The 12,305-nt window shown below is 39.2% G+C and carries 13 protein-coding genes; 3 read left to right on the top strand and 10 right to left on the bottom strand.

All coding sequences use genetic code 11. From position 1 onward, the window contains the following. Positions 1–31: 31 nt before the first annotated feature. The 5 genes from LC605_RS16470 to LC605_RS16490 form a co-directional block, all read right to left on the bottom strand. Positions 32–907: a GNAT family N-acetyltransferase gene (locus tag LC605_RS16470; protein ID WP_229548596.1), complete on the bottom strand. Its 876-nt coding sequence runs from the start codon at positions 905–907 to the stop codon at positions 32–34. Between the two features lie 371 nt (positions 908–1,278). After that, the gene (locus tag LC605_RS16475; protein WP_229548609.1) at positions 1,279–2,220 is read right to left on the bottom strand and encodes a glycosyltransferase; all 942 of its coding nucleotides are present in this window, start codon (positions 2,218–2,220) and stop codon (positions 1,279–1,281) included. 79 nt (positions 2,221–2,299) lie between these two features. Beyond that, a complete protein-coding gene (locus tag LC605_RS16480) occupies positions 2,300–3,319 on the bottom strand; it encodes an aldo/keto reductase (protein ID WP_229548597.1) in 1,020 nt (339 codons plus the stop codon). A gap of 140 nt (positions 3,320–3,459) precedes the next feature. Then, positions 3,460–3,795 carry a cytochrome c6 PetJ gene (gene petJ, locus LC605_RS16485; protein WP_229548598.1) on the bottom strand — a complete coding sequence of 112 codons (336 nt, stop codon included), beginning with the start codon at positions 3,793–3,795 and terminating at the stop codon, positions 3,460–3,462. 55 nt (positions 3,796–3,850) lie between these two features. After that, a complete protein-coding gene (locus LC605_RS16490; protein WP_229548599.1) occupies positions 3,851–4,075 on the bottom strand; it encodes a hypothetical protein in 225 nt (74 codons plus the stop codon). Positions 4,076–4,266: 191 nt separating this feature from the next. On the opposite strand from LC605_RS16490, the gene LC605_RS16495 reads away from it, so the two are divergent. After that, positions 4,267–5,067, top strand: coding sequence for a histidine kinase (locus tag LC605_RS16495; protein ID WP_229548600.1), 801 nt, complete (start codon positions 4,267–4,269; stop codon positions 5,065–5,067). 434 nt (positions 5,068–5,501) lie between these two features. Here LC605_RS16495 and LC605_RS16500 read toward each other — a convergent pair whose 3' ends face one another. The 5 genes from LC605_RS16500 to LC605_RS16520 all read right to left on the bottom strand — a co-directional run bounded on the left by LC605_RS16500 (position 5,502) and on the right by LC605_RS16520 (position 10,077). Beyond that, the gene (locus tag LC605_RS16500; RefSeq protein WP_229548601.1) at positions 5,502–5,693 is read right to left on the bottom strand and encodes a YqaE/Pmp3 family membrane protein; all 192 of its coding nucleotides are present in this window, start codon (positions 5,691–5,693) and stop codon (positions 5,502–5,504) included. A gap of 127 nt (positions 5,694–5,820) precedes the next feature. Next, the gene (locus LC605_RS16505) at positions 5,821–6,219 is read right to left on the bottom strand and encodes a phage holin family protein (protein WP_229548602.1); all 399 of its coding nucleotides are present in this window, start codon (positions 6,217–6,219) and stop codon (positions 5,821–5,823) included. A gap of 757 nt (positions 6,220–6,976) precedes the next feature. Continuing rightward, a complete protein-coding gene (locus LC605_RS16510; protein ID WP_229548603.1) occupies positions 6,977–7,315 on the bottom strand; it encodes a 2Fe-2S iron-sulfur cluster-binding protein in 339 nt (112 codons plus the stop codon). 10 nt (positions 7,316–7,325) lie between these two features. After that, the gene (locus tag LC605_RS16515; RefSeq protein ID WP_229548604.1) at positions 7,326–9,485 is read right to left on the bottom strand and encodes a Tex family protein; all 2,160 of its coding nucleotides are present in this window, start codon (positions 9,483–9,485) and stop codon (positions 7,326–7,328) included. Positions 9,486–9,774: 289 nt separating this feature from the next. Continuing rightward, positions 9,775–10,077 (bottom strand): hypothetical protein, encoded by a 303-nt coding sequence (locus tag LC605_RS16520; RefSeq protein WP_229548605.1) that lies wholly within the window; start codon positions 10,075–10,077, stop codon positions 9,775–9,777. A 28-nt stretch (positions 10,078–10,105) separates the two neighbouring features. Here LC605_RS16520 and LC605_RS16525 point away from each other — a divergent pair, with 28 nt between their 5' ends. Next, positions 10,106–10,321: a hypothetical protein gene (locus LC605_RS16525; protein WP_229548606.1), complete on the top strand. Its 216-nt coding sequence runs from the start codon at positions 10,106–10,108 to the stop codon at positions 10,319–10,321. A gap of 1,436 nt (positions 10,322–11,757) precedes the next feature. Then, positions 11,758–12,132: an EamA family transporter gene (locus LC605_RS16530; RefSeq protein WP_369010357.1), complete on the top strand. Its 375-nt coding sequence runs from the start codon at positions 11,758–11,760 to the stop codon at positions 12,130–12,132. The last annotated feature ends 173 nt before the right edge of the window (positions 12,133–12,305 follow it).

Below are 12,305 nucleotides of genomic sequence, written 5' to 3' on the forward strand. Positions count from 1 at the left end.
TTCTATTATGATTCAATAGTTTTTCAGGAACTCAACACCTTGCAGAACGTGGCAGCATAAATTTCTCGCCCTCTGCTGCAAATTTACCACGAACCATCAGTACAGTTTGGTCAAATCTATGGGCGAATGCTTGCACATCTTGGACATGGAGAAGTTCTGGACTAAAGTAAATCACCACTTCTTCAATGGATTGAGGTATCTTAGCAAGAATATTCTTCAAAGGGCATATCTGCGTTGTAACTAAATCGAAAAGATGAAGTCGGTTATCTTCTATCTCCATGCAGGCGATTAAATCTAAATCTTCTGCATAGTATAAGAGACGACTTCCTTCATTGACACAGAACACAGGTTTTTCCTTGACTACGCCAACTATATTAGAGACAGGGGCGCGTGTTTCCAAAAGTCTGTGTAACAATGTGTAATCTTTGGTATCTGTAAAATCCAGTATTCGGAAGCTATCAGTGCTACTTGTGGAGTCACATTTAACTTTGAAGATGTGTTCTTCGATTACACGAAAGCCAAAAGGTAAGTAAAACTCCGGTTGTGGTGTCGTCAGTACTAGGGTTTCGTAAAGGCGATCGCAATATTCCAGCACTTCTTCCATCACTTCACGGTAATACCCTCTCCGGCGAAATTCTGCACGGGTAGCTACTCCATGAATTCCTCCGACAGTGAGCTTTTGTCCCATAATTTGCATGGGAATTTCTAACACTCCCACGTGGGTAATAGCTACATCATCATGAAAACGGATAAACGGAGTTGAAGCTGTTTCCCAGGATGCACCTAGTTTTCTTGCACATTCTGCTAAACTGCTGAGTCCGGGAAATGTGACTTCCATCAAGTCAAAAAGCTTATGGCTTAAGCTGGGATCAGCAGAGAAGGACTGTTTGAAACGATACTGATTCATAATTTAAGTATTACTATCAATTTGCTCCAGACTGCGCATTAGTAAATTTTATCAGTTTCAATTAGTGCCTTCAAATCTAAAAAAGCAATAAACTCATTGAGAATTGTTTTTGTACCCAATAAAGCCCCCCAATTGATCGGGGAGCCACTGCGGTCTTGGGGTCTCCCCAAGTGAAGCAAGTGGTGTGGATTTAGGGGGATCTAAAACGTTTTGCTACCGACCAGAGGACTTTTAAAACACCCTCTTAGTCCCCGAACGAAGAGCGGAGGGGGAAAATCCAGTTCCCTCCCCGATTTCGGGGAGGGTTAGGGTGGGGTTCTTTATTATGCAGCTTCATATTAAATTGGTATAAAATCCCAAATGTGTGACTTTTAAGATATTTTTTGCATTCGAGCATAGGCTTCATAAACACCCTTCACATTGTACCAGTTGAGAAAAATTCGGGCAATTTCTAAAGCCAATTGAGGTTTACCTAAGTTAATTAGCCATTGCAATAAAGGAGCCATTGTCCGCTCATTAAGTGCGCCATTGAGTGAAATAATTCCCCAAAGTAAGCGATGCAGCCAAGTCATTTGAATCATCATTCGCACTTCCCATGTGGGATGCTTTTGATAAAATAAAACTCCCATACGTCCGCGTTGGATTTCTTTATCAATTAAGCTTTTAATTTGTTCTAAGTTAAATGGTGGATGCCAGTGATAGCCGACAGCTTCTGGACATTTAATTAGTGTCAAACCTAGTTTTTTTAGTCGCACACCTAATTCTAAATCTTCCCAGCCATAGAGTTGAAAGCTGGTGTCAAAAAGTCCCGCTTTTTCTAGCCAGTGTTTGGGAATTGCGACATTTCCCGTAGCAAAAAAAGCTGCTGAAAAATCTGTTACTTTGTAGGGTTCAGCAGTGGGATTGTCGAAATTGCAAGTATTAATAACTGCGCCGTAAGTGAAAAAGCGATCGCTCCCCAATTTCTCCTGTCCCTGCACTAGTGCGTTAGCATGAGCTTGCAAGAAATTATCCAGCACCACTAAATCGCTATCAATAAAGATAATCCTATCTCCTAGCGCCTCTTCTACGCCCAAATTCCGAGCTGCAGCTGGGCCAGCGTGGTCTTGCTGAAACCATCGCACATGGGGAAACTCGTCTTTGTGCGCTGCTAACCACTCCAATGTGCCATCAGTAGAACCATCATCCACCAAAACAATCTCGTAATCAGTCACCGAACTTGGTTTACTCAAATTCTGTACCTCTAAGGCGCAAAGGCACTTTTCTAAAATCGGTTGGCGATTATAAGTCGGTATCACAACGCTGAAAAACACAGTCTCACCCACAACACTATTTACCCATCTCCAGGATAGGACAGATGAGGCGCTGACACTGTTCCTCAAGCCTTAATAGTTATCGCCGATATTCGTCGCCACAGTCGCCGATCAGCTGGTATAAATCGCGTGATTGGCGAGATACTGCATTGATGCGATCGCGATCGTCAGCATCTAAACTAAAACCAAATACTTTGGCGTTATCTTCTATATGTTCAGATACACCAAGTTTGGCACCAACTATCACACCGCCCACAGTTGGCTGATCTAAAATGTAACACACTGCTACGTTGGAAATGCTTACGCCATGCTTATTAGCAATTTCCTTCAGGATAGCCAGCAACTCTTGAAATAATTGCCAACCACCCCAAGCATCGATCATATTTTTATATTTTTTCAAACTAGCAGTGGACAGATCAAATCCTCGCGGTTCCGGTTTACCCAAATAGTTTTCTGATAACAAACCGCCGCACAGTGTACCGTAAGTAAAAAGCTTTATGTCATGCTGTTGACAAAACTGCACCATATTAACTTCGGGACGCCGGTCAACAAGGGAAAATTGTACTTGGTTAGAAACAATTTTGATCCCTGCTTCGGTAATAATCTTCAAGTGTTCCGTGTCAAAATTAGTTAAACCTAGATGCTTAATTTTACCTTCAGTTTGGAGTTCTGCCATATATTTGAGGGCATCCAGGTAATTTTTATCTTGATATTCCCACCAGTGGAATTGCATCAAATCTAACGATTGTACATTCATCCTTCTCAGGGAAATATCAATATTTTCCTCAACCAGTTTTTTCGTCATTTTGCCTGGACGAGGCACCCATTTTGTAAAGGCTTGTACCTGAGATAAAGCATCTTTCCCACGAGTATCAATTAGTTGACAGCGAAACTCACCAATAAAGTCTTCTGCGGGGCCATAATGGTCTGCTAAATCCCAAGTGGTAAAGCCTGCATCTAAATATTTGAACATAGTCTCAATTGCAGCATTGGGATTAATGCGTCCGTGTGCGCCGGAGACTTGCCACATCCCATTTAAGATGCGGCAGATGTTTAAATCAGGAGTGAATTGGAGACGGCTAGCTGCGGGTAAGTTCATTTTCAAGTTTAGGAGTGAGAAGAATGAATAATTAGTGAGTTGACAAGGGGTTTTTTACAGCCTTGTTAATTTTATGATGAATGATTTATGAATGCTAGAGTTAATCACTACTAAAGTCTTAACTCCTAACTCATAACTTTCTAACGCCAGCCTTTTTCAGCTTCTTCGAGAACATAAGCAGTAACTTCTTGAATTTGCTGTTCAGTCAGGCGTTCTTTATAGGCTGACATATTATTTTTACCATTGGTAACTATAGATGTAACTGCCTCTATTGAATCCATACCATACTTTTTTAGCGCTTGTTTTTTGAGATTTTTACCTCGCCGAATTATGTTGCTGCCGTTAATATGACAACCAGCACAATGAATACTAAATATTTGTTCGCCGTTAACTGTGTCTGCTGCACTAGCAGGCAAAGTAAAAGTACTGATTAATAAGAAAAACGTTAGGAATACTAATGTCAGTAATTTTTTCACTTAACTTCTCCCGATTTGGACATACTGGTTGCAGAGATTAGTGTCAGAACCAATACTACAAGGATTCAAAATCCGTTGTAAATCCAGCAAAATTTGCACAATCTTCTTGAAATGCTTCTGCATCGCTAACATCCTCAATTTTATACGACATGATGCGTGTACCATCTGGCATTTTTTTGGAACCAATCAATTCACCTTGATATTTCTGGGCGATCGCTTTAAAATCAGTACCGTAAAGCTTCCAAGCATCACTCGAACAAGTAATATTTACTCGCCACATATTTCATTCCCAATTAGTACCGCTAAATATTCATCATCTCATAAATGGGCAATATCATACACATCACCTCTTTCAGACTGGAATTTTCTATCTAAAGGAAGTGCCTACCCCAATCAGCCTACGCCATAATGTGGGTGTAGGAACATTTCTAGAAAATTTTATCCCAATTAGTTAAATTCTACGAGTTGAAAATGCCTAACAATATCAAACAACAAATTCAAGCCGACTTGCAACAAGCGAAAGAAACTGGACAATTAAGAACTGAGCGGATTCGAGAAATTGTAAAATCCGCAGTTTCTCAAGTAGCTTCTGAGTTTAAACAAGGTTCTAGTGAACTTCGTAGCATTGTTAGAGATGCAGTTTCTGTTGTAATTGAAAACTTTCAAGAAAAGGGTAGCGAACTCAAAGATGAAGTGACAGCTTCCATTGAAGGAGCGCTGGAAGGAATTAATAGTCAAAGACACGAAGCAATTGCTAAAACTCAGACAGATATCAAGCGGCTACAGGCTCAACTAGATGGTGAAGAAGAACAACTCCAGCAAGAGGTTGACGTAATTTTGGCAGAGATTGAAGAGACGGGTAAGGAAAAATCTGCTAGTACTAAAACTGCCATTGATTCTGCTGTCAACGCCATAAAAGATAGTGAAGAAGTAGGATTGTTAAAGAAACGTTACGCGCAACTACAAGCGCAGTTAGCCATTGTCCGAGCTAATTTAGCTGCACGCTATGGCGGACGTAATATGGAAGTTCAAGATTATCTAGACGAGGCTAAACACTGGTACGATAAAGCTCGTCCCCAAGCAGAGTCTATGGCTGTGCAGGTAGAACAGAAGCGATCGCAACTAGAAGATAAACTGGGTGAAGCTGGTACATCTCTAGCGAGAAAAGAGCGCCAAATCAAACAAACATTGAGGGAGTTACTCTTAACAGCAGCTGACTTATTCAAAGATAAGGAACCTGCTGCTAAAGAGCGGGAGACGATTCATAAATAGACTGTTTTGACGTTTTTTGATTTAGCTCAGTAGATTTTAAGTAGGGTGCGTTACGGCTAAAGCCATAACGCACCATCTTGTATAACGGTGCATTAGGTGCTTTCTAGAAATATTTTTCTTGACAAATCATATTGAAATATGCGCCTAAGAGGTTGTTTGAAAAGTATTATTGCTAACATCAAAAGCTCCAAAACCTAACCCCCCTAGCCCCCCTTCCCTGCAAGGGAAGGGGGGTTTCAAAGCCTCTCGACCCTTGTCTGACGACAGGCTGACGCCAACGGGAGAGGAATGGAAGCGGGGTTCGTAGTATACTTTGCGACTTTTCAAACATCCTCTAACACAACGGCAGATTGCATACATAAAAAGTGGTGCGTTACGGTGTTTCACCTAACGCACCCTACTTAATTAGAAGTCTTTAAAATTATCCTTGCCTATTAGTAAATACGCCCTTGCTCATTAAGTTGTTCCTCATGTTTGGCAATGACCCAAATTGCATGAATACTACCGGGAAGCCAACCTAGTACTGTAAGCAAAATGTTAATAAAGAAAGTTGGGCCAACTCCAACTGTCAAAAAAACGCCTAAAGGAGGCACTAACAAACCTAGAAGAAAACGAACTAGTTTCATGATTTTACAACTCTGTGGTTTTGTTTAATTAAGTCCATTTGAAGATGCCAAATTCGGAAATACACCTTCGGATATTTTATTTGGAGTAGAGATGTGATAAAACTAATACTTCTACTACCTCTAATATTTATCTAGAAGGTAATTCGTTTTGGCTTTTTACATCACCACTGCTGGTTAAAAGGTTTCTTTCAACAAAGTAGTTGTTAATGAAGGTATTAGCAAAAGTTAAAATTACTGGCCCAAGCAGGAAACCAATAATTCCGCGAACTGCGAACCCAGGAACTATCACTGCTGCTAACCAGAAACACAAACCGTTGACAATGAGCGAAAATGCTCCAAATGATAGAAAGTTTAGCGGTAGAGAAAGAGCAGATAGAACTGGTTTAACTGAACCGTTAATTAAACCAATTACTAATGCAGCAATCAAAGCTGCGGGAAAATTAGCAATATTAACGCCTGGAACAACTAAATCAACGATCAACAGGCTCAAAGCTGTAGCTAGGGCGGTTAATAATGGTGTCAACATGGCTTTTACCTAATAACTGGAGGTTTTTTCTTTGAAACTTCTTATATCATCTTCAACTATCTGCTAAAGTTTCACCTCTCTTGCAAGATAGAATTTGCTTCTACCGTTAGGTCTATCATTGAGAAAATATATCGATTCTTATTGGTTCTAGCATTTGTACCTTATTATACTACTGTCAAAGTTACAAAACAGGGTTAATTAGTCAACTGATTTCCGCAGTGAATTTAAAAGAGATTTTTACATCGCTTCCATACGGAGAGGGTGAAGGGGATGGTAGAGATGTCGGGGTTTCATTAGAGGATGTTTCAAAAGTCCTCTTGTCGGTAATAAAACGTTTTAGATCCCCCCAATTTATCGGGGGGTTAGGGGGCAATACGCTTGGGTTAAGAGAATAGTAGGTTGGGTTGAGCGTAAGCGTTACCCAACAAAGTCTCGATAATGTTGGGTTTCGTTCCTCAACCCAACCTACACCAGATTTAGTTTTTAGCCTTAACTGAACTGTATTGGGTTAGGGGGGATCAACAAGTGCCTAAAATCACAGTCAAATACTTTTCAAACATCCTCTAAGAGTACAAGATATTGACCACTGTGAGATAGTGGCAGGCATCATAAGTAAGTTGGCGCGAAAAAACATAAATATGTTACGAAACGTAAATAGGCTTAAAACCCTTGTAAATGACGAAGGACAAATGACAAATGACAGCCTTAGCCAGTTAGCTTTAATTGCGCCGACCTACTTAGATCAAATTGTGAACGGTTACGATTTTCCAGACTCAGGCTTATAGTAAAGGGCTGATTTATACAAGACTTGTTCTTGATGGGTTTCTAAAGTGCAATTAGACAAAGGATAAGTTACACAAGTCACAACATAACCAGCCTGTATTTCACTTGGGCGTAGAAATTTTTGCTCACTTTGATTCACTTCACCGCTAATAAGTTTAGCAATACACGCAGAACATTCGCCTTGTTTGCACCCAGATGGTAAGCGGATACCAGCTTCTTCTGCCAGATCCAGAATATATTGATCATCTGGCACTTGAATGGTGCAATCTAATCGAAGACTAGCATTAATGAATCGAACTTGATAAACTGCCATCTGCTTCTAATTATTGTTTAACTGTTTTCATTGACAAACTAATCCGCTTTAGTTTCTCGTTGATTTCTAACACTTGCACTTTGACTACTTGTCCAACTTTGACAACTTTTTTCGGATCGTCTACAAATTTATCAGCAAGTTGGGATATATGCACCAAGCCATCTTGATGTACGCCGATATCAACGAAGGCCCCGAAGTTGGCGACGTTCGTCACGATTCCCTCAAGTTCCATTCCCACATTTAAATCCCTGATCTCCTTAATTCCTTCTCTGAAGGTGGCATACTTAAACTCAGCACGAGGATCTCTACCTGGTTTTTCTAGTTCGCTGAGAATGTCTCGTAGTGTGGGTTCGCCGACGCTATCGGTAACGTACTTCTTGAGATTGGTCTTTTGGAGTTTTTCAGCAATTAGTGTCACCTGATTTAATGGCACATTTAGATCAGATGCGATCGCTTCTACAACAGAATAACTCTCTGGATGCACTGCTGTATTATCCAAAGGGTTATCACCGCCGCGAATCCGCAGAAAACCTGCTGCTTGTTCAAAAGCCTTCGGCCCCAACTTCGGAACTTTCAACAGTTGCCGACGATTTTTAAAGGCTCCATGCTGGTTGCGATGGGCGACAATATTATTGGCTACTGTTGCCGTAATCCCAGAGACGGATGTCAGAAGTTCTTTGGAGGCGGTGTTTAAGTCTACGCCGACGTAGTTCACGCAGCTTTCTACAGTGTCATCCAATTTCTTTTTCAACAACTTCTGATCGACATCGTGCTGATATTGTCCCACACCGATGGACTTAGGGTCGATTTTCACCAGTTCCGCTAAAGGGTCTTGCAAACGGCGACCGATGCTAATGGCACCGCGCACAGTAACATCTAAATCGGGAAACTCTTCCAGCGCTACAATACTAGCAGAATATATAGATGCACCAGACTCATTTACCATCACCTTAACTGGTTTGCGTTCTATGGTTTGCAATACTTGCGTCACAAATTCCTCTGTCTCGCGGGAGGCTGTACCGTTACCGATGGCGATTAACTCAATTTTGTACTTTTCAATCAGATTTTTGACAGTTTGTGCAGCTTTGAGTCGTTGTTCAGCCGCTTGGTGGGGAAATACCGCTTGATATTCCAAAAATTTCCCTGTTTGGTCGAGGACTGCTACTTTACATCCAGTTCTAAATCCAGGGTCTATGGCCAAGGTTGGTTTCATCCCTGCTGGTGCAGACAATAGCAACTCCCGCAGATTAGTTTCAAATGTCTTGATTGATTCTATATCTGCATAAACTTTTTTCTCAGAAATTACCTCTCCCATGAGAGAGATTTTCATCAAACGGTTGAATGCATCCTTCAACATTGCCTGATAAAAATCCTGAATTGTCCGTACTTTCGTTTTAATTTCTTTCGACTCAAGATAGTAAAGTACCGTATCCTCATCAAAAGCGATTTCAAAGCTTAATATTTTCTCAGTTTCACCCCGACACAACGCCAGCATATTGTGGGCTGCAATATTTTTTACCCTAATTTGATAGTTACGGTACATCTCAAATTTGGTTGTACCTTCGGGATAATCATCTTTGATGCGGGAGACAAATACCCCTTCTTCTAAAAGATAATCGCGGATATATGCGCGTAACTCTGCTTTTTCAGCTACTTCTTCCGCTAAGATGTCAGCAGCACCTTTGAGGGCTTCATCTGCTGTTTTTACTCCCTTGGTTTCGGAAATATACTTAGCCGCCTCTTCCTCCAGGGAAGCCGTTGCAGCATTTTTGACATTTAGCGACTTGATAAACTCCGCCAACGGTTCGAGTCCTTTTTCTCTGGCGATGGTGGCGCGGGTGCGTCGTTTTGGACGATAGGGTAAATATAAATCCTCAAGTTCAGTTTTTTGTAAACAGGATGAGATTTTAGCTTTGAGTTCATCTGTAAGTTTACCTTGTTGGGCGATCGCACTTAAAATCACAGATTTTCGTTCTTCTAGTTCTGTTAAATAAGTATATCGATCAGCCAGTTCACGTAGTTGCACTTCATTCATCTCATCAGTGCGCTCTTTACGATAACGTGCAATAAAGGGAATTGTTGCACCCTCCGCCAAAAGTTCCAGCGCGTTTTGCACCTGATGGGGTTTGAGGTTTATTTCAGTTGCCAGTAGTTGAGGAATGTTCAGCATTAGGTGTCTAAAATGAAAATGCTAGTTCTAAAGGTAATATCCTAGACCCTTATCCAGACGCAAGGCCTTGCACCCCTATAAATGTACAAATAATTTTGGATAATTTATTTTTTGTCAGTCCCTTAAGCAACTGGCCTGTGCGGTTTTCCAGGTTTAATAAGTAATCAAGCGAACATGATATAGGACTCTTACTTGATTGCGTGAGAAAAACTCAGTAAACTTTTATTCCTTTTTCCCTGTTCCCCCTCTCTACAAGTGATTCAGGAATAAAATCAGATTCCTACACTATTCACCAAGCTTTGCGTGCGTCATCTGTCACAATAATTATTCCAAATTCTTCTAATATTACGACGTTGTGTAATCTTGATTTTCTATAATATTTATTTCGAGCGACTATTGTGGCGAAAACTTGATTAAATGTAAGATTAACCACAATTCCAGCAAGAATTTCAATTTTTTTATGAACATAGGACTTACGCAAAATCATGAAAAAACGAACCGCAAACGCGAGTGCGTCTCCCCCTGGGAGAAGTACGCCAAGTACGCCAAGAAATAAGAGTTGCAGAGAGTTTTTGCGTAAGTCCTGGAACATTACAATTTTTAGTTCCGAGGTTAGGAAAATGCCTTTGTTTTTTTTAATACCATTGTGTACGGCATTAGTTACTGGCTACTTCTTTAAAAATAGTACTGATGAAATTGCATATATTGCAGGTGTATTCGCCGCTATTAGCTTAATTTTAAGTTTAATATTAGCACCCTGGCAGATTCAGTTTGCATTGTTAATCATTGTCTTGATTATTAGCAACAGACTTTTGCAAGAAAATGAGTCCAAATAAATTGAAGCTAGATGAAAACAACCTAGAGACCATCAGTGAGAGGTTAAGGCTATTTAGCTCTTTTCAATAAGTAAATAGTACTTAAAATTATGGTAAAAATCGGGCTATTCAACAGAATTTTTGGGCTATGGATCCCTCTCAGGGCTATTTCATTCTAGACATAAACCACCCGCAACTGAAGTTCCTCTCTTATAGCTAAAGTCCGTTTTAACGTACTATAACCTTTTCTCAGTAGTCTAAAGACTACTTTCGCTATTAGACTCAGAATTCATTCTGAGGCGGGCTAGATGAGAATGAAATAGCCCTGCTTAGGCTCTAAATTAAATCTTAACTAAATTCTGCATAGAAGAATTTAAATATTTTTATCGAGAAAAAAACAATTCAGACTATAGGTTACCAACTACATTTTGTATTGTCTGTATTGTGATGCTACATTTTACCATCATTCGCACTGTTGTTTTTTCTTAAAGTCTTAGCTTTGCACTTCTAGCGTCTGATACTAAATAGCTACTTGTACAGATTTATAATTCTCAAAAATAAAAATTTGTTTAGAGAAAAATTTCTGTTTTATAAAGTTTATGTTTAAGTATTTTTTCAATAAATAAATTTTTGATGAAGTGTGTCGATAAATTTGCAGCAGGCTTTTGTCATGGTATTCTAGTAAGTAATTGTATGTAACGATAACTTAAAATCCAAACCTCTACTTAAAATTATATGTGGTTAAAAACAATCAAGTAAACCGATATTTAATGTAAAAATATCTCAAATCCGATAAAACTAGGGTCAACTCCGAGTTAAACAGCCAAAGCTAGTTTATATTAACTGTTAGTATTGTCAAAAACTCAATTTTGATATTCAGTAATGTTCTCCATAAATCTGTAAATTGCATTAGTGTAGACGGATTCATCTATATATGATTCCCCCTGGTAAGCAGACTTCTGTTAATTCTTGTGTTGCGATGTCCAAAAAGAGCAGATATAAGCACTCAATTTGAGTAAAAATTTTTATAAATCGGCTTAGTTTCCAGCCGAGGTTAAAGATATGTCTGTGAATCTAGAAAAGTTTTATGGTATATCAGTAAATTAATAAATTTTTATTGTGCCAATTGCCAAGGGAAAAAAGTGGCTTGCTTGGGAGTATAAAGTAGTAAACTAATTGAGCGTTCTCTACTTTTAGAGTAGCAAAGGTGCAATTATCAAGCAACTATCAAATAAGTTGCATAGTATTTAATTGCTAACTCTATGACATAAGTTTCAATCGGCACTTTGATCTAAGTCACCTCAAGATAGCCTTCCTAATTTTTTTGTATATTTACTGAAGTAGAGGTCGAATTGCACAGAAGGTCTTATCAAGATCCGAAACGTTTAAAACAACGCACTGTTTTCCCTCCAGTTCATACCTACTATCTTGAATGAGGTAAATGTCCTATGAAATCTATGCCGCAAATTTCAAATTTTAAAATAATTCCTTATATTATCTTGTTTATCAGCATTTTATTTAGTATTTCTGGGCAATTGCTGATGAAATATACCATGAGCCACAGAAATGAGGGAATATTTACTTGGATATTTATTCAACAATTAGTACTATCTATTTCTGTTTATTGCTTGGGAGTAGTAAATTGGATATTAGCTCTACGATCTGTCAAATTGAGTGTTGCTTATCCCCTGACTAGTTTAAACTACGTCGGTATACTTTTTGGTTCATACTACTTTTTTAATGAGGTGATTACACTAACTCGAATTGCAGGAGTAATCACTATTTTTATCGGTGTTCTTTTAGTGGTTATTCCCCTGAAAAAGTCTATATGAATTTATAGTTAGTTTTCCCGAAAAATACTCACAAATGAACATCATTATTTGGCTAATTTTAATGCTTGTAGTTTCATTCGGTACAGCAGCTAACCTATCACTAAAATATGGGCTTCAAATTTCTAGCCCTACTAAGGGAACAAGTGCATCTATCCGTAATCTGTTATTCTCTC

Origin of the sequence: Nostoc sp. CHAB 5836 (assembly GCF_020829445.1) — a bacterium.
Taxonomy (GTDB): Bacteria; Cyanobacteriota; Cyanobacteriia; order Cyanobacteriales; family Nostocaceae; genus Nostoc.

Bases quoted from the DNA above. Each gene is read 5' to 3' on its own strand.
- LC605_RS16470 (WP_229548596.1), bottom strand. From the start codon at position 907: ATGAATCAGTATCGTTTCAAACAGTCCTTCTCTGCTGATCCCAGCTTA.
- LC605_RS16480 (WP_229548597.1), bottom strand. From the start codon at position 3,319: ATGAACTTACCCGCAGCTAGCCGTCTCCAATTCACTCCTGATTTAAAC.
- LC605_RS16490 (WP_229548599.1), bottom strand. From the start codon at position 4,075: ATGTGGCGAGTAAATATTACTTGTTCGAGTGATGCTTGGAAGCTTTAC.
- LC605_RS16495 (WP_229548600.1), top strand. From the start codon at position 4,267: ATGCCTAACAATATCAAACAACAAATTCAAGCCGACTTGCAACAAGCG.
- LC605_RS16500 (WP_229548601.1), bottom strand. From the start codon at position 5,693: ATGAAACTAGTTCGTTTTCTTCTAGGTTTGTTAGTGCCTCCTTTAGGC.
- LC605_RS16505 (WP_229548602.1), bottom strand. From the start codon at position 6,219: ATGTTGACACCATTATTAACCGCCCTAGCTACAGCTTTGAGCCTGTTG.
- LC605_RS16510 (WP_229548603.1), bottom strand. From the start codon at position 7,315: ATGGCAGTTTATCAAGTTCGATTCATTAATGCTAGTCTTCGATTAGAT.
- LC605_RS16515 (WP_229548604.1), bottom strand. From the start codon at position 9,485: ATGCTGAACATTCCTCAACTACTGGCAACTGAAATAAACCTCAAACCC.
- LC605_RS16520 (WP_229548605.1), bottom strand. From the start codon at position 10,077: ATGTTCCAGGACTTACGCAAAAACTCTCTGCAACTCTTATTTCTTGGC.
- LC605_RS16525 (WP_229548606.1), top strand. From the start codon at position 10,106: ATGCCTTTGTTTTTTTTAATACCATTGTGTACGGCATTAGTTACTGGC.
- LC605_RS16530 (WP_369010357.1), top strand. From the start codon at position 11,758: ATGCCGCAAATTTCAAATTTTAAAATAATTCCTTATATTATCTTGTTT.